25 protein-coding genes are annotated in these 26569 nt (G+C 66.6%); 16 read left to right on the forward strand and 9 right to left on the reverse strand.

The window, feature by feature from the left end; translation table 11 throughout:
* Window positions 1-13 precede the first annotated feature (13 nt).
* Both AC4EEV_RS01910 and AC4EEV_RS01915 read left to right on the forward strand, forming a co-directional pair.
* Entirely contained in the window at window positions 14-271 is a 258-nt protein-coding gene (locus AC4EEV_RS01910) for an SHOCT domain-containing protein (protein WP_026264502.1), read from the forward strand.
* 37 nt (window positions 272-308) lie between these two features.
* On the forward strand, window positions 309-629 hold the full coding sequence (locus AC4EEV_RS01915) for a DUF3040 domain-containing protein (RefSeq protein ID WP_018761494.1): 321 nt from the start codon (window positions 309-311) through the stop codon (window positions 627-629).
* 108 nt (window positions 630-737) lie between these two features.
* Here AC4EEV_RS01915 and AC4EEV_RS01920 read toward each other — a convergent pair whose 3' ends face one another.
* On the reverse strand, window positions 738-1238 hold the full coding sequence (locus tag AC4EEV_RS01920) for a universal stress protein (protein WP_018761495.1): 501 nt from the start codon (window positions 1236-1238) through the stop codon (window positions 738-740).
* 247 nt (window positions 1239-1485) lie between these two features.
* Here AC4EEV_RS01920 and AC4EEV_RS01925 point away from each other — a divergent pair, with 247 nt between their 5' ends.
* The gene (locus tag AC4EEV_RS01925) at window positions 1486-2160 is read left to right on the forward strand and encodes a response regulator (protein WP_018761496.1); all 675 of its coding nucleotides are present in this window, start codon (window positions 1486-1488) and stop codon (window positions 2158-2160) included.
* A gap of 45 nt (window positions 2161-2205) precedes the next feature.
* Here the strand turns inward: AC4EEV_RS01925 and AC4EEV_RS01930 are convergent, their stop codons facing one another.
* Window positions 2206-3858, reverse strand: a complete 1653-nt coding sequence (locus AC4EEV_RS01930) for a GAF domain-containing sensor histidine kinase (RefSeq protein ID WP_491330834.1) — start codon at window positions 3856-3858, stop codon at window positions 2206-2208.
* Between the two features lie 241 nt (window positions 3859-4099).
* On the opposite strand from AC4EEV_RS01930, the gene AC4EEV_RS01935 reads away from it, so the two are divergent.
* From AC4EEV_RS01935 to AC4EEV_RS01950, 4 genes are all read left to right on the forward strand, one after another.
* Window positions 4100-4555, forward strand: a complete 456-nt coding sequence (locus AC4EEV_RS01935; RefSeq protein ID WP_018761498.1) for a pyridoxamine 5'-phosphate oxidase family protein — start codon at window positions 4100-4102, stop codon at window positions 4553-4555.
* A gap of 74 nt (window positions 4556-4629) precedes the next feature.
* Window positions 4630-5496 carry a universal stress protein gene (locus AC4EEV_RS01940; protein WP_491330026.1) on the forward strand — a complete coding sequence of 289 codons (867 nt, stop codon included), beginning with the start codon at window positions 4630-4632 and terminating at the stop codon, window positions 5494-5496.
* 25 nt (window positions 5497-5521) lie between these two features.
* The gene (locus AC4EEV_RS01945; protein ID WP_491330027.1) at window positions 5522-7954 is read left to right on the forward strand and encodes an HAD-IC family P-type ATPase; all 2433 of its coding nucleotides are present in this window, start codon (window positions 5522-5524) and stop codon (window positions 7952-7954) included.
* 104 nt (window positions 7955-8058) lie between these two features.
* On the forward strand, window positions 8059-8481 hold the full coding sequence (locus AC4EEV_RS01950) for an Hsp20/alpha crystallin family protein (RefSeq protein ID WP_018761501.1): 423 nt from the start codon (window positions 8059-8061) through the stop codon (window positions 8479-8481).
* Between the two features lie 65 nt (window positions 8482-8546).
* Here AC4EEV_RS01950 and ppsA read toward each other — a convergent pair whose 3' ends face one another.
* From ppsA to AC4EEV_RS01970, 4 genes are all read right to left on the reverse strand, one after another.
* Entirely contained in the window at window positions 8547-10964 is a 2418-nt protein-coding gene (ppsA, locus tag AC4EEV_RS01955) for a phosphoenolpyruvate synthase (protein WP_491330028.1), read from the reverse strand.
* 77 nt (window positions 10965-11041) lie between these two features.
* Entirely contained in the window at window positions 11042-13615 is a 2574-nt protein-coding gene (locus tag AC4EEV_RS01960; RefSeq protein WP_491330029.1) for a cation-translocating P-type ATPase, read from the reverse strand.
* Window positions 13612-14073 (reverse strand): universal stress protein, encoded by a 462-nt coding sequence (locus AC4EEV_RS01965; RefSeq protein WP_018761504.1) that lies wholly within the window; start codon window positions 14071-14073, stop codon window positions 13612-13614. The genes AC4EEV_RS01960 and AC4EEV_RS01965 overlap by 4 nt, the downstream gene beginning before the upstream one ends.
* A 45-nt stretch (window positions 14074-14118) precedes the next feature.
* The gene (locus AC4EEV_RS01970; protein ID WP_491330030.1) at window positions 14119-16104 is read right to left on the reverse strand and encodes a heavy metal translocating P-type ATPase; all 1986 of its coding nucleotides are present in this window, start codon (window positions 16102-16104) and stop codon (window positions 14119-14121) included.
* A gap of 170 nt (window positions 16105-16274) precedes the next feature.
* Here AC4EEV_RS01970 and AC4EEV_RS01975 point away from each other — a divergent pair, with 170 nt between their 5' ends.
* The gene (locus tag AC4EEV_RS01975; RefSeq protein WP_285317958.1) at window positions 16275-16745 is read left to right on the forward strand and encodes a GyrI-like domain-containing protein; all 471 of its coding nucleotides are present in this window, start codon (window positions 16275-16277) and stop codon (window positions 16743-16745) included.
* Window positions 16746-17309: 564 nt separating this feature from the next.
* Window positions 17310-17579, forward strand: coding sequence for a YegP family protein (locus AC4EEV_RS01980; RefSeq protein WP_491330031.1), 270 nt, complete (start codon window positions 17310-17312; stop codon window positions 17577-17579).
* A 23-nt stretch (window positions 17580-17602) separates the two neighbouring features.
* Here AC4EEV_RS01980 and AC4EEV_RS01985 read toward each other — a convergent pair whose 3' ends face one another.
* Window positions 17603-19060, reverse strand: coding sequence for a DUF5129 domain-containing protein (locus AC4EEV_RS01985; RefSeq protein WP_491330032.1), 1458 nt, complete (start codon window positions 19058-19060; stop codon window positions 17603-17605).
* 28 nt (window positions 19061-19088) lie between these two features.
* Here AC4EEV_RS01985 and AC4EEV_RS01990 point away from each other — a divergent pair, with 28 nt between their 5' ends.
* From AC4EEV_RS01990 to AC4EEV_RS02005, 4 genes are read left to right on the forward strand one after another with little or no spacing between them, the layout of a single operon-like run.
* A complete protein-coding gene (locus tag AC4EEV_RS01990; protein ID WP_491330033.1) occupies window positions 19089-19427 on the forward strand; it encodes a hypothetical protein in 339 nt (112 codons plus the stop codon).
* Window positions 19424-19618 (forward strand): hypothetical protein, encoded by a 195-nt coding sequence (locus AC4EEV_RS01995; RefSeq protein ID WP_491330034.1) that lies wholly within the window; start codon window positions 19424-19426, stop codon window positions 19616-19618. Before AC4EEV_RS01990 ends, AC4EEV_RS01995 begins: the two co-directional genes overlap by 4 nt.
* A gap of 50 nt (window positions 19619-19668) precedes the next feature.
* Window positions 19669-20535, forward strand: coding sequence for an HNH endonuclease (locus tag AC4EEV_RS02000; protein ID WP_491330035.1), 867 nt, complete (start codon window positions 19669-19671; stop codon window positions 20533-20535).
* 24 nt (window positions 20536-20559) lie between these two features.
* The gene (locus AC4EEV_RS02005) at window positions 20560-21507 is read left to right on the forward strand and encodes an alpha/beta fold hydrolase (protein ID WP_491330036.1); all 948 of its coding nucleotides are present in this window, start codon (window positions 20560-20562) and stop codon (window positions 21505-21507) included.
* A gap of 55 nt (window positions 21508-21562) precedes the next feature.
* Here the strand turns inward: AC4EEV_RS02005 and AC4EEV_RS02010 are convergent, their stop codons facing one another.
* Window positions 21563-22375, reverse strand: coding sequence for an IclR family transcriptional regulator (locus AC4EEV_RS02010; RefSeq protein ID WP_109044495.1), 813 nt, complete (start codon window positions 22373-22375; stop codon window positions 21563-21565).
* 40 nt (window positions 22376-22415) lie between these two features.
* Complete coding sequence (locus AC4EEV_RS02015) at window positions 22416-23249, reverse strand: NAD-dependent epimerase/dehydratase family protein (protein ID WP_240617685.1); 834 nt, start codon at window positions 23247-23249, stop codon at window positions 22416-22418.
* Between the two features lie 101 nt (window positions 23250-23350).
* On the opposite strand from AC4EEV_RS02015, the gene AC4EEV_RS02020 reads away from it, so the two are divergent.
* From AC4EEV_RS02020 to AC4EEV_RS02030, 3 genes are read left to right on the forward strand one after another with little or no spacing between them, the layout of a single operon-like run.
* Complete coding sequence (locus tag AC4EEV_RS02020; protein ID WP_133831640.1) at window positions 23351-24676, forward strand: ABC transporter substrate-binding protein; 1326 nt, start codon at window positions 23351-23353, stop codon at window positions 24674-24676.
* Window positions 24673-25623 (forward strand): carbohydrate ABC transporter permease, encoded by a 951-nt coding sequence (locus AC4EEV_RS02025; RefSeq protein ID WP_018761516.1) that lies wholly within the window; start codon window positions 24673-24675, stop codon window positions 25621-25623. Before AC4EEV_RS02020 ends, AC4EEV_RS02025 begins: the two co-directional genes overlap by 4 nt.
* Window positions 25620-26531, forward strand: coding sequence for a carbohydrate ABC transporter permease (locus AC4EEV_RS02030; protein ID WP_018761517.1), 912 nt, complete (start codon window positions 25620-25622; stop codon window positions 26529-26531). Before AC4EEV_RS02025 ends, AC4EEV_RS02030 begins: the two co-directional genes overlap by 4 nt.
* Window positions 26532-26569 lie beyond the last annotated feature (38 nt).

The raw sequence follows: 26569 nt of genomic DNA on the forward strand, positions 1-26569 counted from the left end.
GGAGGTCGGGGAAGTGTACGGCTGGAACGACGGCATGGGCCTGTGGGGCTATGCCCTGATGAGCATCAGCATGCTGGTGGTCTGGGGAGCGATCATCACCGGCATTGTGCTGCTGGCCCGATCATTGCGGGCCCCCTCCCCGCACAATCCACAGCCTCCGTCTCCGCGGATGGCGGAAGACCTGCTGGCGGAGCGTTTCGCCCGCGGGGAGATCGACGTTGCGGAGTACCAGAACAGGCTGGCCGTCCTGCGCGGCCGCCCGGGCACCTGAGCCAAAGTCCGCAGGAAACGGACACGGGGAGCCCACGATGCCTCTTTCCGAATTCGAGAAAAGGGAACTCGAACTGATCGGGCACGGCCTGGAGCAAGACGACCCCAGGCTCGCCGTACTGCTGAACCACGACGCCTTCGCCTTGTCCCGCCGGACAAGCTTCCGGCGCGCAGTGGTGCTCTTCGCGGCCGGGGTCTGCATCCTGCTGCTTGGCCTGGTGGCCCACGCCCCTGTCGTTGGTATTGCCGGCTTCACGGTGATGAACGGTGCCGGGTACTGGGCCATCAAAGATCTGCACTGGTCGCCGCGGAAGGCAGCCCCGCACGCCACCCGGATGGAAGGCACCACCAGCGAATAGCAGGACGACGCCGGCGTCCCGGCTGTGCGGGGCCAAGCGTCCCGGGCGGCATCGGGCCAGGCGGGTCGACGTTCAAGCGGGCCGGCGGTGCAGGGCTTCAGGGGCGCTTCAGGGCTGTGCCGTCGCGTCGGTCAGCGCAACTTCTTCCGCGGCACCGGTTTCCGCGGCGTGGACCACGAGTACCGGGCAGTGGGCATGGCTGACAAGGGTTGAACTGACCGAGCCAAGGACAAAGCTGCCGTGGCCCCGCCGTCCCACGATCAGGAGCGATGCGGTGCGGCTCGCGTCCAGGAGAACGGGGCCGGGCTTCCCGCGGACCACCCGGGGGTGCACAAAGGGCGGCGCCTGTCCGAATGCGTCCCGGATCGCCTGGCCCAGCACCTGCTCGGCGGCATACTTGAAACCCTCAATGCCTACGGCCAGGTAAATCCCGTAACCGGCCGGGACATCCCAGCACGCCCATGCTTCAACCGGAGCCCCCAGGGGTTCAGCCACCGCCCGCGCCACGCGCAACGCCGCGACCGACGCGTCGGAACCATCAACTGCGACGATGATCCTGGGGCGCCGTTCAGGTGCCGCGGACGGCCCTTGGTTCCCTGCTGTTGCCACATTTCCTCCCGTTGCCCTTCGGACCAAGCGTGGACCGGAGCCGGCCGCCGGACCAGGGCCAAAAGTCATGCGGCATACAGCAGCTCCGCGGTCCGGACGGTGCACCCGGCAGCGGCAGGACCGGCGCGGCGGACTTTGGTCCCTTCCGGCGGGGCCGGTTGCGGGTAAGAATGGGGTGTGGCCGCTCCGGGGAGCTGCCCGCACAGGTGCGGTTTGGTCCTGCAAGCGTTTGGGAGCGTGGGTGCACATGCATGAAACTGCCGGCAGTGAAGCCACCGGGTCCTCCGGGCCGGTCCGGGTGTTCATCCTTGACGATCATGAACTTGTCCGGCAGGGCCTGAGGGACCTCCTTGAGGGCGAGGGTTTCGTGGTGGTTGGCGAAAGCGGATCGGCGGCCGAGGCCACCCGCCGTATCCCGGCCCTGCACCCCGACATTGCCGTCCTTGACGGGCGCCTTCCCGACGGCACCGGAATTGAGGTGTGCCGCGACGTCAGGTCCCTTGATCCACGCCTGCGCTGCCTGATCCTCACAAGTTACGACGACGAGCAGGCCCTTCGCGGCGCCGTCCTGGCCGGCGCATCCGGGTACATCCTGAAGCAGATCAGGAGCGATGACCTCCTTGCCGGCATCCGGAGGGCGGCGGCGGGCGAGTCCCTGTTTGAACCGGGCGTTGAGCAACGGATCATCGCGGGCCTTTCCACAGCACCCACGGACCCCCGCCTGGACGGGCTGAGCACCCAGGAGAAGAAAGTGCTCGCCCTGATCGGCCAGGGCCTGACCAACAGGCAGATTGGCGATGAACTGTTCCTGGCGGAAAAGACGGTCAAGAACTACGTCTCGTCCATCCTGGCCAAGCTCGGTTTTGAACGGCGGACGCAGGCCGCCGTCTACGTCACCCGGAACAGTACGGACGGCGCCTGACCGGGTACCCCCAACAGGGGTGCCGCGCCGCCGGCCGACGCGCACTCAGGACAGGCGGGCAACCCATTTCACTGACGTGCCCTCGCCGGGGATGCTGTCGATGTCGCAGCGGCCGCCAAGAAGCCCGGCGCGGTAGCGCATGTTGGCAAGCCCGCTTTCCGTGGCGGGTCCGCTGAATCCATGGCCGTTGTCCTGAATGCACAGCTGGACGTCATCGCCGGAAACGGTGAGGCTGACCTGGATCTCCTCGGCACCGGAGTGCCGCAACGCGTTACTGAGCGCTTCGGAGAGCACGGGCAGCAGTTGGGCAGCCACATCTTCCCTGACCGAATCCACCGGACCGTCGAGCGACACCTTGGGAATCAGCCCGTAGCTGCGCGAGCTTTCCCGGACAACCCGGAGGATCCGGCCGGTGAGGGGTTCCCGTTCCACATCTGCCGTGCGAAGCGAGTAAATGGTGTCCCGCAGCTTGCGGATGGTGTCATCAAGTTCCTTGGTGACCGCAGCAATTCGATCATGGGCCACGGGGTCTGTGGTGAAGCGTCGCAGGCTTTGGATGCTCAGGCCGGCAGCAAACAACCGCTGGATGACAAGGTCGTGCAGGTCGCGGGCAATCCGTTCCCGATCCGTCAGGAGCAGGTCCTGCTCGCGCAGGGCACTCACGCGTGCCAGGTCCAGGGCCAAGCCGATCCTGCTCCCAAAGATCGAACTGGATTCGGCGTCAGCCTGGGTAAAAGCGGCAGCTCCGTGGGCACGGGCCAGGACAAGCACCCCGTTGCCGCTGTTGCCGTGCCCCAGTTGGCAGACAAGGACAGGCCCCAGCGTTTCGACAATCGCGTGCTCGAAGACCTGGCGCGGCTCCGGAGCCACGAAAGATTCGCCGGTTGCGAAGACTCCGGTTACTGCACTGGAAACCACCAGTTCCTGCCCTGCCTTGATGCCCTGCACGCCAAGGCACGACCGGCACCGGATCACGCCGTCGCCGGCCGGAACTCCGATGAAGGCCACCGAGGCGTCGGCTGCCTTGAGGGCGGTCCCGGCCACGATATCCAGGCTTTCCGCATCCCCTGCATGGGGCTCCATGATCAGTCGGCTGCTCAGTTCCATGCCGGCCTCCAGCCATTTCTGCCGGCGGCTGCTGTCTTCAAAGAGGCGGGCGTTCTGGATCGCGACCCCGGCTGCGGCCGCCAAGGCCACTGCGAGGTCTTCGTCTTCCTGCGTGAAATCAACGCCGCCCTGCTTTTCGGTCAGGTACAGGTTTCCGAATACCTCGTCCCGGACGCGGACCGGCACACCCAGGAATGTCCTCATCGGCGGATGGTTGGGTGGAAAACCCGACGCTATGGGGTGCTGGCCGAGGTCATGAAGGCGCAGCGGCTTGGGTTCGCGGATCAGGAGCCCGAGGACACCGTGCCCGGTGGGCAGGTCTCCGATGGAACGGATGCCCGCCTCATCAATTCCCACCGTGATGAAGTGGCTGAGCCGGCGGTCCTCGCCAATGACACCAAGCGCCCCGTAGCCGGCACCCACCAGGGCGCAGGCAGACCGCACCAGCCGGTCCAGGACCGCTTCAAGGCTCAGGTCCTCCGCGACGGCTATGACGGCCGCCAAGAGGCCGTTGATCCGCTCGCGGGTATCCAGCAGCTCATCGCCCCTGGCTGTGAAATCCCGCAGCAGGTCTTCCAACTGGTCCCGCATTGGGGAGCGCCACGGCTGCTCAGTGCTCACGTCCCACCTCCGGCGGCAAAAGCCCGCAAGGCAGCAGGCCCGTAGCGCGAATCAAGTGTTCGAAGACATCCTCTGGGAGTAGTCTAGGGGCCGCGTCAACGGCAGGCAGTCCCTGCCGTTGACGCTGAGTCCGGCTCACCGCCGCCAGCCCCCTGTACCGGCGGGACCTTTTCCCCTACCGGCCGAATGATCGCGGACCTAGGCTACGGCCATGAACACAGCAGGGGCAGATCCGGAAATCAAGGAACTCGGTGTCCACGATTGTTGGAAACTCCTTCATTCCACATCCGTTTGCAGGATCGCGTTCACGGACGGCGACTCGGTCGAGAACTTTCCCATGAACTTTGTCACCACCAACGGAACCCTGCTGATGCGGACGGGTGGGGCAACAAAACTCTCCTCCTTCGACGGCAAGGCCGTGGCTGTTGAGGCGGACGGCATGAACCAGTACGGAACCATCGCGTGGAGTGTCATCCTCAAGGGGCACGCCACAGTGGTTTCCGATGCCGAGGAGACCCAGGACGCCATGGATGCCGGACTCTCACCGTGGCAACCGGGTCAGAAGAACACCCTGATCCGGGTTACGCCCCACGACATCAGCGGCCGGAGGTTCGTCATCGCGGCACCTACGCACTGGTGGCCGCCCCGGGAGCCGGCAGCGGACTGAAGATCGCAGCGGCCAGGAACCCGACTTTCGACCTCGCCCCAGCCAACGCCACAACACTCCAAAGGATGGCCCCCATGGCACCTGCCAAGCCAATCGCCGTCGGCATCACCAACACACCGGCGTCCGACGCCGCCCTGATGTGGGCCGCCGCACGGGCCGACAGGCTCAAGGCTCCCCTCGCCGTCGTCACCGTGGTCGATGACCGGTGGATGGCCTCCGAAGTACTGCCCTACTTTGAGGTGTTGCGTGAATCAGGCCTGGGCCTGCTCAAGGAGGCCGGCGAGAAGGTCAGTGCCGCCTACCCGGGGCTGAGCCTTTCGCTGAAACTCCTCGAAGGAGGGGTGGGCTCGGCGCTGGGCGCATACTCGAAAGAGGCCGCAATGCTTGTCCTGGGTACCAGCGGCCACTCACGTGGCGCACTGACAGACCGTGCCCTCCAGGCTGCTGCAACGGCCGAATGTCCGGTTGCGGTCATCGGCGGGGGGCAAGAGGCCGGCCGCGGCGTGTTCGTGGGGGTGGACGGTTCCGAGGAGTCAACGCAGGCGGTGGCCTACGCTGCCGCCGAGGCCGACATGCTGGGCGAGGAGCTGACGGTCCTCTACGCGTTCACCGGGCCCAACCGTTGGATCGCGGCGGGACTGCCCTCAAGCAGTTTTGCCACCCATGTGCTCGAGGAGGAGCAGATTGTCCTGGGCGAAACGGAGGCAGGCCTGCGGCAGGACTACCCTGACCTCACCGTGCACACGGTGATGGAAACCGTCGTGGAGCCCGCGGCTGCCCTGGTCCGGGCCGCCTCCGGGGCGCGCCTGCTGGTGCTGGGCAGCCGCGGCAAGGGCGGCTTCGAGCGGCTGTTGCTGGGCTCCACGGTGCACGCGGTGCTGGCACAGCCGCCATGCCCCACCATCATCACGCGGATGCACGTACCGCAGCACGGCGATTGAGCGCGCCCGCTTGGTGGAGCATGCCATGCCGGCCGCCGGGAAAGCCGGGGCCTCCGCCCCCGATGTGGAGGGCCGCCGTGCCCGTGAGGGGTTGACCACCGGTGAAGTCCAGGAGCGGACCGCTGCCGGCCGGATCAACAGCGTGCCCACGGCCACCAGCCGAACGGTCCGAGCGATCGTCCAGGCGAACGTGTTGACGCTTTTCAACGCCGTTGTGGGCGGCTGTTTCATCCTGCTGTTCGTCCTGGGCCAGTGGCGTGACGCCCTCTTTGGGTTGTCGGCCATCAGCAACTCGTTGATCGGGATAGTCCAAGAGTACCGGGCCAAGCGTTCGCTCGACCGGTTGGCCATCACGCAGGCGGCGACGAACACGGTGATAAGAAACGGCGCACGGGAACGGATCCCGTCGGCGGGGCTGGTCCCCGACGACACCGTTGTCCTGGCCGGCGGCGACCAGGTCACGGCTGACCTCCTGCTGCTGGGCGGAGCCTCACTGGAGGTGGACGAATCCTTGTTGACCGGCGAATCCGAGCCGGTTCCCAAGATGGGCGGCGCCGTGCTGCTCTCCGGGTCGCTGATCCTGGCGGGCAGCGGCCGGGCCACCGTGCTCAGGGTGGGGCCGGATACGTTCGCGTACCGCCTCGCGGCGGAGGCACGCCGGTTCTCGCTGGTCACGTCGGAGATCCGCAGGGGCCTGGGGAAGGTCTTCGTCGTCATCACATGGTTGCTGCTGCCCACTGCGTTGCTGCTGGTAAACGCGCAGATGCAGGACCGGGGCGGGTGGACGGGTGCCTTCGGCTCGGGGCGGTGGATCCCCGCCGTGGTGGGGGCAGTTGCCGGGATCATGGCGATGATCCCCCTCGGCCTGCTGCTGATGACCAGCGTGGCATTCGCCGTTGGAGGCCTCCGGCTGGCACGCCAAAAGGTCCTGATCCAGGAGCTGGCGGCCGTGGAAGTGCTGGCGAGGGTGGATGTCCTGTGCCTCGACAAGACGGGCACGCTGTCCTCAGGCTCCATGGTGTTCGACGCCGTCCACGCTCAGGGGGCCTTCCGGGCAGCACGCTGGCAGCCGGTGCTGGAGTGGTTCGGGGCCCAATCGGAAGGCGGCAGCACTGCAGCGGCCATTGGTGCGGCTTTTCCCGCGGCCCCGCCGCTGGCGGAACGGTCCGCCATCCCCTTCTCGTCCGCCCGGAAATGGAGTTCTGTCACTGTGGGGCCGGAATCCGGCGCGGCCGGCACGTGGATCCTCGGCGCGCCGGACGCCGTCCTCGGAGGCTCCCCTGGTTGCGCGGCGGCACACGGGGAGGCCGCCGCCCTGGCCTCCACCGGCCTTCGGACGCTGGCCTTGGCCTACCTTCCGGACATCCTGCCGCCGCACGCGGGCGAGACGGGTCTCCCCACGACACTGGAGCCGGTGCTGCTGATAACTTTCCGCGAAAGAATCCGGGCGGACGCCGCCGCGACACTGGACTACTTCCGACGGCAAGGCGTCACCGTGAAGATCATCTCCGGCGACGACCCCCGGACGGTGGCGGCCCTGGCACGGGGAGTTGGCTTCGGCAACGGGGCCGCGTACGACGCACGCCTCCTTCCCGGGGATCCGGCCCAACTGGAGGACATAGTGGACGCGCAGAGCCTCTTTGGCAGCGTCACGCCGTCCCAAAAGCGGGATCTGGTCAGGGCCCTGAAGCGGCGCGGGCACGCGGTGGCCATGACCGGAGACGGCGTAAACGACGTCCTGGCACTGAAAGAGGCGGACCTGGGCATCGCCATGGACTCGGCCTCGCCGGCCACCAAGGCGGTGGCCCGGCTGGTTCTCCTTGACGGCCGCTTCGAAAGGCTGCCCGCGGTGGTGGATGAGGGGCGCCGGGCGATCAGCAATATCGAGCGGGTTTCCTTGGTATTCCTCAGCAAGACCGTCTACGCCACGGTCATCTCCGTGGTGTGCGGCATCCTGCTGCTGGCCTTTCCGTTCCTGCCACGGCAGTTGTCCGCACTCGACGGCTTGACCATCGGCCTGCCGGCCTTCTTCCTGGCCCTGCAGCCGGGCGGCGAGCGCTACGCCCCCGGGTTCCTCCGCCGTTCCCTGGCCTTTGCCGTGCCGGCGGGATTCTGCACCGCCGTGTGCGTTTTGGCCGTCAGCGCACTCGCCACAGGCTTCGGCGGGCACACCCGGGAGAACGCGCAGTCCGCAGCCACCGTAACCTTGGGTCTGTTGGCTGCGTGGATCCTGGTGATGGCGTCGCGGCCGCTCAACGGCACCAAGGTCCTGATCCTGGCCGGTATGTACGCGGGCCTGGTCCTCCTGTTCAGTGTGCCCCTGACCCGGCATTTCTTCCGGGTGGATTGGCCTCCCCCGGGCCTGCTGGCCCTCGCGGTCGGGGTTGGCCTGGCAGGCTGCGCGGCCATCGAAGGGGTGGGCCGGTTTACCCGGCACAGGCGCGCCCGTGCCGGGTGAACCGGCGCTGGGACCTTGGACTCTGGCTGCTGTCCTGCCAAGAGGGGATGGTGGAAATGCCGGGCGATCCGATGGTCCGGCTTCCACTTGAGCAGGAGGCAGTAATGACTGACCTGATGAAATGGTTCGATTCACGGCGCTCACCCTTGGACGTCATCGAACGGCTTTTCGAAGGTGACGTGGGAACTTCCGCCATCCGGGTGGAGGAGATGGTGGACGGCAATACCCTCGTAGTACGGGCTGAGCTGCCCGGCATCGACCCCGAAAAGGATGTTGACGTCACCGTTTCCGACGGCGTGCTGTCCATCAAGGCGCAGCGGGAGGAAAAGAAGGAACACAAGGACAAGGGCAGTTACCGCTCCGAGTTCCGGTACGGGTCCTTCGTCCGGCGTATTCCGCTTCCCGGTGGCGTCCAACAGGCGGACGTCACCGCCGCCTACAAGGACGGCGTCCTGGAGGTCCGTGCCCCGATGCCTGACCAGGCGGTCGAAGCCAGCGCGTCGAAGATCCCCATCACCAGGGGCTGAGCAGCGCCGGGCGGACGACGCCGGTGCCTGGCCCCCGCGGGGACCAGGCACTTTTTACAGCGGGCTTAGGACGCCTTGCCGGCCGCAGCTTCCGCTGCGGCGATGACCGGAACTGTTTTGACGTAGGTGTCCGGGTTCAACGAAACGGAGTCGATGCCCTGGCCGACCAGGAATTCGGCAAGGTCCGGATGGTTGCTGGGCCCCTGCCCGCAGATTCCGATCTTGATGCCGGCCGCGTGGGCTTTGCGGATGGCCTCGGCAATGAGCGCCGTCACGGCGGGGTCGCGTTCATCGAAGAGGCCGGCAAGCTCCTCGGAGTCGCGGTCCACTCCCAGGACCAGCTGGGTAAGGTCGTTGGACCCGATGGAGAAGCCATCAAAGCGCTTGGCGAATTCCTCGGCCAGGATCACGTTGGATGGGATCTCGCACATCATGTAGAGCTGCAGGCCGTCAGCGCCACGGACCAGGCCGTGCTCCGCCATCGCCTCGATGACCTGGTCCGCTTCGCCGACTGTGCGGCAGAAGGGGACCATGACGATGACATTGCGGAATCCTGCCTGCTCCCGGACCCGTTTGAGGGCCCTGCACTCCAGAGCGAACCCTTCCCGGTAGTGGTTGCTGTAGTAGCGGGAGGCGCCGCGGAAGCCAATCATGGGGTTCTCCTCGGGACGTTCGAAGAACCTGCCGCCCACCAGGTGGCTGTATTCGTTGCTCTTGAAGTCGCTGAGCCGGACGATCACCGGTTTCGGATGGAAGGGAGCGGCGATCTTGGCGATTCCCGTCGCCAGCACGTCCACGAAGTACTCCTGCGGGTCGTCGTAGCCGCTGGTGAGCCGCCTGATGAGGTCTGCTTCCTGCGGATCAGTCACTTTTTCCGGATGGACCAAGGCCATGGGGTGGACGCGGATCAGGCTGTTGATGATGAACTCCATCCGGGCCAGTCCCACCCCGGCTGCAGGCAGCCGCCACCATTTGAACGCCGCGGCCGGGCTGGCGATGTTGACCATCACATCCGTTCGGGTGGCGGGAAGACCCGCCATGTCCACATCCTCCACTGAGTACTCCAACAGTCCTTCATAGACGCGCCCCTCCTCCCCTTCCGCGCAGGACAAGGTGACCGGGGCGCCGTCGGACAGTATCTCCGTTGCGTTGCGCGTTCCGACGACGGCCGGCACGCCAAGCTCACGGCTGACGATCGCGGCATGGCTCGTGGTCCCGCCGTGATCGGTGACGATGCCGGCGGCGCGCTTCATGACCGGCACCCAGTCGGGGTCGGTCATCCGGGTGACCAGCACGGAACCGTGAACGAAAGACTCGATGTCCTTCGCATCGCGGATCACGCACGCCGCGCCCTTGGCGATGGCATCGCCAATCGCCGCCCCGGTTGCCAGGACCGGGCCGGGGTGCAGGAGGTGGTAGGTCCGGAAGGTGGAGGCGCTTCTGCGCGCCTGGACAGTTTCCGGCCGCGCCTGCACCATGAAAAGGTCACCGGTCAGGCCGTCCTTTGCCCACTCCATGTCCATCGGCCGCCCGTAATGCTGTTCGACGGCGGCGGCCCACCGGGCCAGGAGGACAATTTCCGGGTCGCTCAGCACCAGCGAGCGCCGCTCGCGTTCACTGGTGTCAACGGTCCGGGTCCGTGCATCACCGCCCTGGCTGTACACCATCTTGCGCTCCTTGGCGCCCACGGCCCGTTCGATGACGGGACTGAACCGCGGGTCGGCCAGCAGCGGCTTGAACACCTGGTATTTGTCCGGGTTGATGGTGCCCTGGACCACGGTCTCCCCCAGCCCCCAGGCGGCGCTGATCACCACAACGTCGGGAAAGCCTGATTCGGTGTCAATCGAGAACATCACCCCGGAAGCGCCGACGTCGGACCGGACCATTCTTTGGACCCCCACGGAAAGGGCGACGTCCAGGTGGTCATAGCCCTTCATCTCCCGGTAGCTGATGGCGCGGTCGGTGAACAACGATGCGTAGCAGCGCCTGCAGGCATCAAGGACGCCGCGCTCGCCCGCCACGTTCAGGAAGGTCTCCTGCTGCCCGGCGAAACTGGCATCGGGCAGGTCCTCTGCCGTGGCGCTGCTGCGCACGGCCACGGGCACCTGGGCCTGCCCCGTCCGGCTGCACAGGTCACGGTAGTGTTCCTGGATGTCTGCGGCGATGGCGTCGGGAAAACTCGCTTGCAGGAACAGTTCCCGGATGGCTGCGCCCGCCTGACGCAGCGTTGCCCGGCCGGCGCGGTGGTCATCCATGTGCTGCCGGATCCCCAGTTCCAGGCCGTTGGCTGCCAGGAAGGTCCGGTAGGCGGCGGCAGTCGTGGCGAATGCTTCGGGAACCCGCACTCCCGAGGATTGAAGGGACCGGCTCAGCTCACCCAGGGATGCGTTCTTGCCGCCAACCGAAGGTATGTCCGCGAGCCCGGTGTCTTCGATCCAGGTGACATTGACGTTGGCCAGGACGGCTTCTGCGGGGGCACTCATGGCTCGATTCTGGCGGCCGCCGGGCAGGGCAGGCAGAGTCTTTGGTCCCGGTGCCGCCCCCTCAGCGGCACCAGTACTTACGCCACGGCGGACCCCTGGGCCGGCCGCAGGCGGTTCCGGACAGCTTTGTGGATCCAGTCGGCTGCCAGGACGGCGGGGGCGGCGAGGAGGGCGAGGGCCATGCCCATGGGGGTAGGCGGGGCCTGGCCCAGCACTGCCGCAAGATAGGGCACGTAGAGGCATGCTGCCAGGATGGCCAGTTCAGCCAGCACGGCCCACACCAGCAGCCTGTTGGTCCCCCATCCCAGCTTCCACGGCGGCACGGTGGCGCTCCGGCACGCGAAGGCGTTGGCGAGCTGCCCCAGGACCACCGCCATGAAGGCGGCGCCGGATGCGGCCGCCAGGAGGCCGGGAGCCGGTGGTTGCCCCCGGGTCCAGCCGCCCGCGCCAAGGACAGCGGCGAACACCGCCATTTCCGTCATGGCCTCCACCGGCCCCAGGATGCAGAAAACCCTGATGATCAGCCGCCTGTCCATGAGGTGCCGGCGTTCGGGCGGACGGGACAGGACACGTTTGCCCGGCGCCTCCGCCCCGAGCGCCAGGGCCGGCAGCAGGTCGGTGCCAATGTCCAGGGCAAGGATCTGGAGCACCCCCAACGCCAGCGGAAACTGCCCGCCGGAAAGTGCCCAAATGACGAAGGGGGTCAGTTCCGCCACATTGTCAGTGAGGTGGTAGGTGAGGAAGCGGTGGATGTTGGCGTAGGTGGCACGGCCCTGCTCGATGGCTGCGACGATGGTGCCGAAGTGGTCGTCAAGGAGCACCAGGTCCGATGCCTCCCGCGCCACGTCGGTCCCGCTGAGCCCCATGGCCACGCCGATATCGGCTTCGCGGAGGGCAGGGCCGTCGTTGACGCCGTCGCCGGTCATGGCCACCACATGCCCGCGGGCCTGCAGGGCCCTGGCGACGCGGAGCTTCTGCTCGGGCGATACCCTGCTGACTACTACCCCGTCCCGGTCCAAAAGGGCCCCCAGAACCTGGTCGTCCGCGGGAAGGTCCGAACCTTCAAGGACACATTCGGGTGATCCCGTCAGGCCGATTTGGCGGGCAATCGCTGCCGCGGTCCCCGGGTGGTCACCGGTAACCATGGCGATCTTCAGGCCGGCCCGGCGCGCAATCCCAATCACGTCGCCCACATCGGGGCGAGGCGGATCCTGGAGGCCAATCAGGCCGAGGAATTCCAGCCCGGTTTCAAGGTCGGCCGGCGTGCCGGTCTGCCATGTTGCCGGCACTCCCCCGAGTCTCCGCCGCGCGACGGCGATGACGCGCAAGCCACGTGATGCCATCACTTCAACATGTTCCTTGACGTGCGGCGGCACCGAGCCGCACACCGGGAGCACAGTTTCGGGGGCGCCCTTGCAGAACAGGTCCGCTCCCACAAGGGCAGATTCCCGGCGCCGCACCGGGTCAAAAGGCAACCGCCGCGCAGGGGCTGCCCCGGGTCCGGTTCCAGTCAGCCTGCGGGCCAGGACGTCCAGGGCTGCTTCCATCGGATCTCCTTGCGCGCGCCACTGCCCGCCGTGCAGCTCGGCCCGGCCCTGCGACGCCGCCCGTGCTGCGAGTGCGGCGGCGGCCGCCTTGTCCATTCCGTGTCCCTGCACGTCGGCGTCGGGGCCATACCCGTCGCCGGTCACGTGGACGGATCCGTCCGCGGTGAAGACTTCGACGGCGTTCATCCGGTTCTGGGTCAGGGTGCCGGTTTTGTCGGTGCAGATGAATGTTGTGGACCCGAGCGTTTCGACTGCTTCGAGGTTGCGCACCAGTCCGTTGCGTGCAGCCATCCGCTGTGCGCCCATGGCAAGGGAGAGAGTCACGGTGGGAAGGAGCCCCTCCGGTACCAGCGCCACGGCAACGCCAATGGCGAAGAGGAACGAATCGCGCCATTGGAAACCCACCAGCAATGAGGCCATGAAGAAGACGGCGGCGATTCCCAGCGCCATCGCCGCGGTGACCCGGACGATCCGGCGCAGTTCCAGGGACAGTGGTGTGGGGGGCGAAACCGCTTTGCTGGTGAGGTCGGCGATTCCGGCCAGCCTGGTGTTGGCGCCGGTCGCCGTGACGGTCGCTTCCCCGTAACCGTTGACCATGAAGGTGCCGCCCCAGACCCGGTCTCCCGCCGCTTTGGAGACCGATTCGCTTTCGCCGGTCAGCATCGATTCATCCACCGCGCATGCCGAGGCCAGCATGAGGGCCATGTCGGCGGGGAGCCGGTCTCCGGCAGCGAGCAGGACCACGTCGCCCACCACCAGTGCGCTGGCGTGGACGGTCTGCACCTTCCCGTCCCGGCGGACCATGACGTCGGCCGGCAGCAGGGCGCGCAGCTTGGCTGCGGCGTGCTGGGCGCGTTCTTGCTGGATGTGGGCAAACACGCCGTTGACGATCACGACGACGACGATCGCCACCGCCAGCTGGGGCATGTCGGCAATGAAGGCCAACCCGGCGGCACACCAGAGCATGAGGGCGAAGAAGTGCGTCATCTCGGCCCAGAGCTTCCGCCATTGCGGGACGGGTTTTTCAGTGGGCAGCTGGTTGGGGCCGGCCTGTTCCAGGAGTTGCGCGGCCCTTGCAGATGTCAGGCCCTCCGCGGTCCTCACACAGCGTCCGCCTCCTGGCCCACCAGGAGCACCGGGCAGGCGGAGTGCGCTGCGCACGCCTTGGTGACGGACCCCATGGACTGCTTAAGGAGGCCGCCCTCTCCATGCCTGCCCACCACCAGCATCTGCGCCCGGCGGCTTTCGTCCACCAGCACCTTCGCCGGTGGCCCGAATTTGACGTCCACATCGACGTTCGCCGGCCGCTCGCCCGGGAAGGCCCGGCCCAGGGCGTCCTCCACGAGCCGTTCGGCGGCGTCCTCCAGTCTCGCGGTGAACTGCCGGTCTGCCCCCTCGAGGCGTGAGGTCACCAGGTAGTCGGGCATCCCGACGCATGTGATGACCTCAAGGCGGGTCCCCAGGCGGGCGGCCAGCTTGCCGGCATACCGCAGGGCGGCGGAGGAATATTCGGAACCGTCCACGCCAACGATGACGGGCTTGGCCACTGTTTCTGCGTTCATACCACCACGTTGGCCGCTGGTGCATTTGGGCGGAAGGGCCGAAAGTCATGCTGACGGGCGGACAACGCCGGCAGCAGGCGAAGGGCGCCTGGAGCCTGCCATCCGCGTCGGGTCGGCACCGTGGAGGGCGCGCAGGCCGTTCAGGATGGTGGCCAGGTCCACCAGCTCCTGCAGGAGGGCACCGGCGACGGCGGGAATGTACCCAGTCATGGCGATGGCCATCAGGACCAGGCTGAGCCCTATCCCGGTCCAGATGCTCACCAGGGCCACGGCTACCGTCCGTTTGCCGATGGCGACGGCCTGGGCCACCTTGGACAGGTCATCGAGCATGATTACCACATCGGCCGATTCGCTGGCGGCCGTTGCGCCTTTGGCGCCCATGGCTATTCCTACCTCGGCGGCGGCCAGGACGGGCGCGTCGTTGACGCCGTCGCCCACCATGATGACCGGGCGTTCCCTGATGGCGGCCACGGTGTTGACTTTGTCCTCCGGCAGGCATTCCGCCTGCACGCGGCCGATTCCCGCTTCCTCGGCAATGTGCGCCGCGGTGGCTTGCGCGTCCCCGGTCAGCAGCATGGTGTTCCGCACTCCCAGGGAGTTCAACTGTGCCAGGGTATCCACGGCGTTGCGGCGTAACGGATCCTTCATGACCAGCGCACCGGCGTACTCGCCGTCCACGGCCACGTGGATGGCCAGCTGGCCGCTGTGGACCGGTGTTTCACGGAACCCGGTCGAGACATTGCTGACCAAAGCTGCTTTGCCCACCACCACGCGCCGGCCGCCGCAGACAGCTTCCACCCCGTGGGTGGCAGTTTCGGCCGCCTGCTGTACCGGCAGGAGCTCCAGGTTGGCCAACTGTGCCGCCTCGATCACCGAGCCTGCCAGGACGTGCGAGGAGTATTGTTCAGCCGAGGCAGCCAGCTGCAGGATCCGGTGGCTGCCCAGGGACCCGCCCTTGCCCGGGGCCACCCGGACCTCGTCAAGGACGGGACGCCCGGAGGTGAGGGTTCCGGTCTTGTCGAAAACCGCTGTCTGCGCCTTCGCAAGTTGCTCGAGGGTCCGGGTGTTCTTGATGATGATGCCCTTGTGCGCGGCCTGGCTGGTGCCGGCCAGGAAAGCCACCGGCGCCGCGATCAGAAGCGGGCAGGGCGTAGCCACCACCAGGACCTGTGCAAAGCGGAGCGCTTCACCTGACAGGATCCAGGCCGTGGCGGCCATGGCCAGTGCCAGGAGGGTGAAGGGGACGGCGTACCGGTCAGCGAGCCTCACCACCGGGGCCCGGCTGTTTGATGCTTCCTCGACCAGGGCGATGATGCGGCTGTACTGGGAGTCGGCCGCGGTGGCCGATGCCCGCATGCGGATTGCTGCCACACCGTTCACCGATCCGCTGAGCAGCACCTGCCCCCGTGCGTGTTCCACGGGAAGGCTCTCGCCCGTCAGCGAAGATTCGTCAAGGCTGGCCGTTTCAGACAGCAGCGTGCCGTCCACCGGCACCAGCTCGGAGGGGCGTACCATCAGCACGTCCCCCGGCACCACCTCGCCGATCGGGATATCTTCGAGCACGGTGCCGGCTCGCTCGCGGTGCGCGAAGCGGGGTGCCCGGTCCAGCAGGGACCGCAGCTCCCGGGCGGCACGTCCCTGGGCGAAGTTTTCGAGCGCTTCCCCGCCGGTCAACATGAGGATGACCACCAGGGCGGCCAGGTATTCGCCCACTGCCACGGTGCTGCCGATCGCCATGAGCGCCAGGAGGTCGATCCCCCAGCGCCCTTCCCGCAGGGCGCGGACCATCCCGGCGGAACGCAGTACCACGATCACAGCGGCATAGGCAGAGGCCAGGATCCGGACCTGCAGTTCCAGGCCGGATTGCATCAGCACCAGCGTGGCCGCCAGCACCAGGCACGTCAGCGCGACGACGGGATACTGCTTGGTGAAACGCCACGCCTTCTCCGCGGGGGACTTTGCGGGCCCTTCGGGGTCAACTCCATCGAGGCGCCCGCCCGACGCCGTGGGCGGGGCGGCCGGCTTCCTCATTCAGGACACTTCAAAGCTGTGTACCGATGGTGTTCACGCATAGAGCCGAACCTACCGGTCCGGCACTGCCTGGGGTAGGGCATTTGGACCCGGCACCGGGCTCGTCGCTCCTTGTGGCGGTGTGACCTTTGGCCCTGTCATGTAACCAACTTCGCGGCAATGCTGGTGGCATGAACGGAAATGGGCAGGAACCGCGGAAGACCCACGTTGCGGAGCAGGCTGTGGCAGTGGTCCGCGAACGCGTCCCGATGGACGCACTGACAGGCTTTTTTGGCAGGGCCTTCGGTGCCGTCATGGCGGCTGTCCAGATGCAGGGCGCCAGCCCTGCAGGCCCGCCGTTCGCGCTGTACCACGGTATGCCTGGCGAATCAGTGGACGTCGAAGCGGGTTTCCCCGTCGCGGGACGCTTTCACGGAACAGACGAGGTGGCCAGCGGGACGCTTCCCGACACCGATGCGTATGAGGCCATCCACAGCGGCCCGTATGACACGTTGGGCACCACCTACGATGCCATCCGGCAGCGCATGGAGGAAGACGGCGCCACCCCGGGCGGGATGGTGTGGGAATACTACTTGAGCGATCCGGAAAAGCAGCCGGATCCGGCCACGTGGCAGACCAAGGTGGTTTGGCCCGTTGCCTAAGGCAGGGCAGACGCCGTCGATCAACTCCTGGCACGGCTGAAGGTCAGATCCCAGGGCTGTGTGCCGCGGGCAGATAGTTGCCACCCGTCACGGGCTATGTCCCGGCGCAGTTGGCGGAGGCTGGCCTGCAGGCCCGGGGCCCACTGTTCCTCGGGAGGAGTCCGGTTCAGCGGCGGCCCGGGAAACGTGCAAGGACCGGCGCCACAGAACAGGGCACTTGGTACCTCTTTGGGTGAACCAACGGAACCGCCTGACAGCCGGGCCGAATGGTGCTGTCTACGCCGGCTCCCCATATGGCGGAGCCCAGGCATGAAGAGGCCTGGGCGTGTTGCTCTTTGACGGGAGCCTGCCGCTGGTGGCCCTGGTATTCGGCGCCCTGCCGTGGGCCCTGCCCGGCAGCCGGAACCGGCCAACCGGGACTTTGGGCCCCTAAACGCGGGCCGTGTCCTCTGGGATGGTGGTCTGGGCCGGAACACCGCTGTGGTTGTACATCCGCGCCGGAGGGCCGGACAACGGCCAACCCATCCCCGACCGAGGCAGGAATCCCTGAGGAGCAGAAGGCTTATGGCAGGTACGTTCGAACTGTTTGCAGATGACGACTCCCGGATCCGATTCCGGCTTGTGATGCCGGACGGCCACGTTCTGGCTGTCTCCGGCCCGTTCACGGACAAACGGTCGGCGGCCGCAGCCATAGAAGAAGTCCGGGAATGTGCCGGGACCGGACTGATCCGTGACGTGGTGCCACCAGCGGGACTCGTCCTCGCTCCCGCAGCACCCACCCGGTACAGCATCCGGCGCGGAATCGGCCGGTTGGGTGCGCGCAGCGTCGCGTAGGCCCCCGGATACCGCCCCCGAAACTAGAAGCTTGACGAACTGCCCGACCCGGAAAAGCTCCCGCCGGTGCTGCCGTACCCGGTGGTGCTGCCGCCGCCCCTGGCCGAGTTGACACTGCCGATGCCGGTGCTGAACCCGGAGTTGAAGGTGGCAACGGAGAAGAACTGGTATGTGGGATAGCACGTGCCAAGGATGCTGGGTTCGTACCTGCGCTGCCCGTGGTGGGTGGGCCCTTCATGGGCGGCGTCCATTTTCTCCCGCATCAAGCGCGCCTCGTTCTCATTCCTGGCGAACCCCTGGATGACCGTTTCGGCGTGCTGCTCCAACAGCTCCGACAGCCGGGAACGGGCATCGTAGAGCCGGTCCAGTGCCTGCTCCGGCGTGATTGTTCCGTCGGCCAGGTCAGCCGTCCAGCGCTCGATCTCCCGCAGGCTTTCGTCCCTGAAGGACCTCAGGGCCGCCGCGCTGGCGGACTCGCCCTGCCCGTGCCTCTTGCTCAGGAGCTGCTCCAGCCCGGCTAAGTCCTCGCGGAACGGTGCAAGCTGCCGGTCCCAGGCCGTGGCCCAGGTGGCGGCGCGGTTCAGCAGGGCGTTGCTGTCCGCGATGACGTCATCCAGGGCATCCAGCCGGGCTGCGTTGTCGGCGAATTCGCGGGCAAGGTTGAGGCTTTTCCGCCGGCTCAGCGCTCGCCGCGGGAGCGCATGCACCTGGTTGGACAAGTCCGTGGTGGCTGCGTACCGGCTCAGGAAAGTGCGGTGCTTCTCCAGGACCTGGCTGCCATAGCGCGACGATTCGGGGATGGTGCCCGCGTTCAGCTCCGTGACCTCCAGGTCCATGCTGACGTTGGAATAGCTGCGGTCCCCCCGATCAATCTGCCTGCGGCACCTGGCCCGTGTCACGCCGCGGACTGTAAGCCATGCGGCTGCGCCCAGCGCCGCCAGCCCGCCCGTTACCCCCACTGTGATGAGGAACCCGGCAGAGCGGTACCATGGCTGGTTGATGAGCTCGGCGGCCCGGCGGATGCCGGCCACGGTGCCGTCGGTCCACTGGGCGTCACGGAAGAGTTCCTTCGACGCGTCCTGGATGTCGCTACGCTGCTCCAAGGACACTTTCCGGTCCTCACCCATGTATGTGCCCACGTGGCGGCCCACAGGATCGAGCGCGAAAATGAACAACCCGTCCGCCCATTTCTGCCCATCCGCACTGATCCATTCCGGATGCCGGGACCGGGCAAACGCGAGGACCTTTTCGTTAAGGTTGTCCGCGGCGGTTCCGTTGTAGGTGAAGACTGCGATACGGGTGGGTTCGTAGAACTGGATACTTTCGACGGCGGGGACCAGCGTGTTCTGGTCCAGCACCCCTGCGGTGTCCTCCACAACGATGGCCACGGGCGCACCCGCGGCGCTCGCCGCCGGCACCGCCACCAGGAGGGCACCCAGCGCAAGCACGATCGCACCAATCCGGCTGGCCAGAGTACCCATGTCCCTCTCCTTACTGCGTGGAATCAGGATGGAACCAGGACCAAGCCGGACAAAGGGCCAAAAGTCCCGCCGGGCCGAGTGGTGGCGGCGGACCCCGTGGGCCTTGGACAGGGCCCTGGACCCGGGCGAAGGAACCAAAGCGCTGGGGCTGGCCACCCTGGAGGTGCTGGCACGGAGCGGGCTCGCGCGCACCGAGGAGCTCGAGCTGTTCGATATGGCCTGGAAGAGCGTCTCCGGGGAAGAGAACGGAGAGGACACTGAGACGGACACGGGCCCATGGGAGGAGGCGGCCGGCGTGGACGGCCGCGCCATCTTGGGCGAGAATGAAACGAAAGACGAAGAAAATGCCGAGGAGGTTGGACCATGAGCGCAACGGCGCCTGAGCAGCGTTATGTCCACCCCGCACGGGAAGCCGCTGCCCCCTCGGCCACAAAGAAGGCAACCCCCGCCGAGCGCCGGGTCCAGGTCGCTGCGGCCAGGCTCCGGGTCACGCTCGATGAAAGGCTGGGGCGCGAAACACCCGCCAAGACCAAGGCGCTGGCCAAGGAACCGATCTAAATCCCGCTGCACGGTGGGGGCCGGCCCCGCGCGCCAAGGCAAGGTGAACGGTGGCTGCAGTAATACTGGCCGTGGACGCCGATGACCTGCATCGCCGGGACTATCGTGCCGCCGTCGAACAGGTCATGGAATCCGGCAGGTTCGTGGACCGGTGGAAACTCGATTCCCGGCCGGAAGCAATCCCGGGAACGGACGCCTGGCTGCTGCTGCGCGGCGGCGGGCAGGGCAATGGCCTGATCGGCCATGGGCTGGTGGAGTCCGAGCCTTACCAGGTCCCCGCAGCCGACCATGCCTCAGACACTGGCTGGTTCATCACGGTGGTCTTCGACTCGCTGCTGCCCTTGGGTGAACAGACCGGCCCTGAAATCATTGAGTCCGCGTTTCCGGGCGGTTTCCTTGCCGGTGAGTCCGCGCACTCCTTGGTGGAAGTCCCGCCCAAGTCCGAGCCGGCCCTTCACAGGCTGTGGCGTATCCAAGGTCCTGCGATGACGGATCCCGATGAACTCCCCGGTGGAACCTTTCACCCTTCTGCCGTCCGCCACGTCCAAGTGAACCGTTACGAGCGGGACCCGGATGCGCGCAGGTTGTGTTTGGCGTTCCACGGCACGTCCTGCGCGGCCTGCGGCTTTTCCTTTGAAGCCACCTACGGAGTGGCCGGTGCCGCCATGGTTGCCGTGCACCACCTGGTTCCGGCAGAGATGCTGGGGAACAGCTATCAGCTTGACCCCGTAGCCGATCTCGTCCCGCTGTGCCGGAACTGCCACGTGGTCGCGCACAGCGAGAACCCGCCCCGGACGGTTGCGGAACTGCGCACCATGGCCTCCGCCGGCGGCAACGTGGCGGGTGACGTGGTCAGCACGGCCCAACTCCAAGCGCAGGCCGATGCACGCCGGATTCTCGGGGGCAGCCCCACGTAGGGTTTACCGGACTATGTTGGGACCATGGCAAAGCCTGGCCGGAGCGGGAACGGGGAAGACCCGGGGGACCTCGGTCGTGCCCGGGCGGACGCGGCCGCACTGCTGGATGCGGGGCTCGGCGACGTCGACTGGGCAGTCCCGCCGCCAGGCTCGGTGGACTTTACCATCGACGTGCCGAGCGGCAAGCTTGCGGCTGTCGCGTTGGGCGATCCGGATGATCCCTGCGTCGTGCTGGTCCCCGGCGCCACGGGGTCGAAAGAGGATTTTTCCCTGATGATGCCGGACCTCGCCGCGGCGGGTTACTTTGTTCTCGCTTACGACCTTGCAGGCCAATACCAGTCAGCCGGGGCCGGCCCGGAGAATCTGGTTCCGCCACGCAACCATTACGACTACCGGCTGTTCGTGGATGACTTTGTGGCCGTCCTGGAGACGACGGCAACGCCGGCCCATGTGGTTGGGTACTCGTTCGCCGCCATCATCGCCCAGCTCGCCTATGTGGAGCGGCCCGGGCTTTTCCGGTCCTTGACGCTGCTGGCCTGCCCGCCCGAACCGGGACATGGCTTCAAGGGAGTGGGCAGGATCGGCCGGTTCAGCACGTGGGTGAACGGCCGGGCAGGGGCCGCCCTGCTCATCTGGGGCATCCGCAGCGGCCGGGTGGCGAGGGTCCCGCGGGGCAGGCAGCGGTTCGTGAACTATCGATTCCGTTTCACCCGGCGGGCCTCAATCCGGGACATCTACACCCTCATGCAGCATGTTCCGGATGTCCGGCAGGAGCTGGCCGGGGCATCCCTGCCCAAGTTCGTAGCGGTCGGTGACCACGACCTGTGGCCGCTGAGCCTGCACCGGCAGTTTGCCCAGGCCATCAAGGCGCGGATCGGGGTGTACCGGGGTGGCCACAGCCCCTGCGAAACCTCGCCCCACGAGTTCAGCCGGGATTTGCTGGCCCTGTACGCCGGGGCCGGGGAGGCGTAGCGCCCTGCTGCCGCCAGGGGCCCGGCGGATCGGCGGCCAGGCCCTGAGGGAAGGCCTAGCGGATGCCTGCGGCGCGCAAAGTGCGGGCCAGTTCGCCGGCCGCTGAGTGCAGGGTCTCCACGGTCTTTTCGATGACGTCATCGGTGGCCAGCTCGATCGGCATGGAGCAGCTCATGGCGTCCGTGCCGGGGATGCGGTACGGGACCACCACACTGACACAGCACAGCCCAACCGTGTTCTGTTCCCACTCCACGGCGTGCCCGGTTTTCCGGAATTCGGCGAGCTCTGCCTGCAGGGCCCCGAAGTCGGGCACCGTGTTGGGGGTCAGCGGGGCGTAGGGTCCCGGACCAAGCCGTTGCCTTACTTCCTCGTCGGTGTATTCGGACAGGATGGCCTTTCCCAGCGCAGTCACCTGGGCCGGCAGCTTGCGGCCCACCCGGGAGGAAAGCCGGCGGCGGTCCACTGCCTGCCGGGTGGCCAGGTAGATGACGTCGGAACGGTCCAGGCGGGCGTAGTGGGTTGTGAAAGTGGTCGCGTTGCGGACTTTTTCCAGGATGCCGGAGACATGTTCCATCACAGGATCACGGTCAAGGTACGCGGTGCCGCACAGGAGTGCATGCGTCCCGATCCGGTAGGCGCCCTCCGGCGTCTGCTCGATCCAGTTCAGCTCAAGCAAAGTCAGCAGCAGCCAGTGCAGGCTGGAGCGCGGATAGCCGGTCAGTTTGAAGATCTCGGCGGTTGTCAGCGGCTGCGGGGCCGCAGCGACCAGCTCGAGGATCGCGATGGTGCGCTCGGCGGACTTTACCAGTTTCACGTCGCCGCCCGGCGCCTCCCCGCGCGGACTCTCCTGGACCTCGAGTGATGCCATCAGTGCTCCCCCTGTCGCCACAGTCCCGGCTCGCCGCAACTCATTTGACGGCCAGGTGCGGGTAGTTGTCTATTCCCACCTTATGGTCACTGCCCGCCCAGGCGCCGCCAAGGAGTGCAGCCCATTCATCGGGAGTCGTGGTGTCAACGTCGCCGGCGAATTCTTCCGCATTGTCCCGCGGCTCAAATCCGATGGCACGGCCGGCTTCCAGGTTCGCCCATCCCCGGCTGTTGGCGGATACCGCCCACACCACATGGTGGCCGGGCGCGCCCGCATCGCTGAGTGCCGCCTCCACCAGGCGGAAGGAATCCGCCGGGGAGAGCCACGAACCAAGGGTCCGCAGGTTGTCCGGCCGCGCACCGCCGGTGCCGATGCGCGCACTGACCACCTTCATGCCGAACTTGTCGGCGTACAGGCTGCCCAGCGCCTCCACGGCGGCTTTGCTGACGCCGTAGTAGGTGTCCGGGCGCGGCGCCAGGACAGCATCCTCTGCCGCCGCGTGCGTGGGATGGAATCCCACGGCGTGCGTGGAGCTGGCCAGGAGGACACGGTCGACGCCGTTGCGACGGGCCGCTTCAAGCGTCACCTGGGTGCCCGTGATGTTGGTGGACACAATTTCCTCCCACGTCATCTCTCGGTGCAGGCCGCCCCAATGCACAACCCCGGTGACTCCGGCCAGGGCGGCGTTCATGAAGTCGGGGTCCGTTACCGATCCCACGTATACCGACTCGTGCGCACGGGGGTCGGCAGCCTCTGCCAGGTCCAGCAGGCGGACGGCATATCCGGCCTCTGCCAGATAAGGCCGCAGCAGCGTGGCCATCATTCCCGCCCCTCCGGTGACGGCAACAGTGACGGGCTTCGATCGTGCGGCCAAGATTTCCTCCAGTGGTTGACAGCCTGTGACCATGATCATACTCTCGTGAAGTACGTTTCACATAGTAACAGTCATTTATATATGTAAAAAGGAGAATCAGAGTGGATTCGAAATTCAAGTCCCGCTCCCGGGCGGCGCTGGCGCTGTCCATAGCTTCGGCTGCCTTGCTGACCGGTTGCGGCAGCGGATCCTCGGCACCGGCGGCGAAGGATGATGGACAACCCATCGAGGTGTGGGCGCGAGCCGGAACCGATGCCGCCACCACTTACTCCGCACTGTTCAAGGAGTTCACCGCCAAGACGGGTGTGCAGGTCAACTTCCAGGGTGTCCCGGACCTGGACCAGCAGCTTCAGACCAGGGCGGCGTCCAAGAAACTGCCCGACATCGTCATCAACGACTCAGCTGCGTTGGGCAACTACACATCCCAGGGCTACCTGCAGAAGATTGACAAGTCCTCCGTCGCAGGAAATGACACGATCCCGGACTCCCTGTGGAAGGAAACACAAGGCCTGGACGGCTCCACCTACGGCGTACCGTTTTCCCGCCAGACCATGGTGACGATGATCCGCAAAGACTGGCGTGAAAAGCTGGGCCTGCCCATCCCCAAGACGCAGGAGGACCTGGCAAAGCTCGCAACCGCTTTCGCCACGCAGGACCCCGACGGCAACGGCCAGGCCGACACCTATGGCATGACTGTTCCCGGCTCCACAGAGCGCGGCTACTTCGGCTGGTGGGCCTCCTCCTACCTCTGGCAGGACGGCGGGGCCTACCTCAAGGACGACGGCAACGGCAAGTACTCGGCCTCCGCCTCCGGCGCCCAAGCGGGCGTCACGTGGATCAAGCAGCAGTTCTGCACCCCGGGCAACACCCAGCCGGGCGCCCTCACCGCGGCCACGAGCGCCGCGACCCCATTCTTCCAGACCGGCAAAACAGGCATCATCCTGACCGGCCCCTACAACTTCTCCTCGTTCGATGCCTCGCTCGGCAAGGACAAGTACGAGGTCATCGAGACCCCGAAGGGCAGCAAGGACAACACCGTCCTGGCAGAAGGCGAGAACATCTACGTCACTGCCACCAATGGCAAGAAGGACCAGACCAAGCAGGTCATCGACTACCTCGTCTCGGCGGAGGGGCAGAAGGCGGGCATGACCGCCGGCAAGCAGCCGATCGTCCGGGTTCCCGTGAATTCGGGCGTCGATGCCGCCGCCGTCTACAACGATCCGCGCTGGGCCGTGGTCCAGGATGCGTTGAAGAACTCTTCGAAGGCCTTCCCGTCCGCCATCAACTTCGTCCCGATCAAGCAGGCCGCCGCGGAAGCACTGAACAAGATCGCCTCCGACTGCGCTGCAGACAACGTGTCGTCCGGCCTCAAGGACCTTGACACCGCCATCAACAACGAACTGACAAGCCAGAACGCGAAGTCATGACCACAGCCCCAACCAAACCAGCACGGTCGCTGACCGGAGCTCCGGACACGGGGCAGGTGCCGGTGCGCAGGAAGCGCAGCAACGGCAAGCAACTCCTGGCCATCTGGCTCTTCCTGGTGCCGGCGGCCGTGCTGGGCCTCTATTTCAAGTTCATCCCCATGGTCGAGGGCATCCGGCTGAGCTTCTTCAAGGTCCAGCCGTTCCTGGGGGACGTGTTTGTCGGCATGGACAACTACATCAGCGTCCTGACGGACGCCCGGTTCATGGAAGCCCTGGGCCACACGGTGGTACTCGGCGTAACCCAGACGCTGGGCGCCCTCGTGGTCGGGTTCGCGTTGGCCCTCCTCCTTGAAGGCCAGGCCCGGTCGCTGTGGATCCTGCGCACCACCATCTTCCTGCCTGTTGTGACGGCCCTGGCCGTCGTAGGCGAGATCTGGCGGATCCTGTACTTTCCCACCGCTGACGGACCGCTGAACAATATCCTGGGCTGGCTGGGACTCGGTCCGCTGCAGTTCCTCAACGGTACGGACACGGCACTGTGGTCCATCGCCGTCGTCGGCATCTGGAGCGGCGCACCCTACAACATGGTGATCATCCTCGCCGGCCTCACCGGCGTGGACCGTTCCCTCTACGAATCGGCGGGGGTGGACGGAGCCAGCGTCTGGCAGCGTCTGCGCTATATCACTTTGCCGGCCCTGCGCCCATCGCTGGTGATTGTCCTGACCCTGGCCGCCATCCGGAGCCTTCGAAGTTTCACCGAGGTCTACGTACTCACCGGCGGCGGTCCCGCCGGGTCCACCGAAGTCTGGATGACGCGCATGTACTCTCTCGGATTCCAACGCAATGACATCGGGGTCGCGTCTGCGGCCGCCGTCCTACTGCTGGTGGTCACCCTGCTGCTCACGGTGGGGACACAGCTTGTTGGCAAAAGGAAGGCCGTACGATGACCCATACCGTTTCCCGCCCCAAGGCGCGCCCAGCCAAGCCTTCCGCCGGCGCGCGATTCGACACCGCATTGGGCTGGTCTCCCCGGCTGGGGCCGAACATGGTCCTCCGCGTCCTGCTCTGCGTGCTGGTCTTCTGCATCTTTGCGCTGCCCTTCGTGGCCATCATTTCCGGTGCCTTTGACCGGAATTCCAGCCCCACGGACATATCGCTGCTGCCCAAGAGCTTCACGCTGCGGAATTTTGAGGCGGCCACGCAACAAGGGCTGTGGGGTTACCTGCTGAACTCCCTGGTGGTGGCCGGCGGCGGACTCCTGCTGCAGATGACAGTATCGGTGTTCGCCGCCTACAGCCTGAGCCGGAGGAAGTTCCGGGGACAGGCGCTGGTGCTGCTCCTGGTCCTGATGACCATGATGCTGCCGGAAGAGATCATCGGCATCCCGCTGTCCCTGGTCCTTGGAGACTTGCCGCTGCTGGGGATCAGCCTGCGCGGTTCCGTCCTGGCCGTCATCCTCCCGGTGGGCATCTGGGGTTTCTCCATCTTCATCATGAGCGAATTCATGAAGGAGATCCCGGGCGAGATCGAGGAAGCCGCCCGGCTGGATGGAGTGGGCGAATTCCGGATGCTGTTCACCATCATCCTTCCGCTCTGCAAACCCGCCCTCGGCGTCATCGGAATCTTCGGCTTCATGATGGTCTGGGACCAGTACCTGCTGCCCCTCATCGCCGCCAATGACCCCAGCGACTACACCCTGACCGTCGCGCTCTCGGTGCTGCGCAATGACACCACGGTGGGCCCCGGCGTGCTGCTGGCCGGCGCCCTGATGGCCATGATTCCCAGCCTCCTGGTGTACCTCTTCCTGCAACGCTCCATGATCCGCGGCATCACTTCGGGCGCCACCAAGGGGTAGGGCATACCCTTCACTCCCCCGCCGCCCATTCCACGAAA

The sequence above is a fragment of the Pseudarthrobacter sp. MOO14 genome (genome assembly GCF_058267675.1).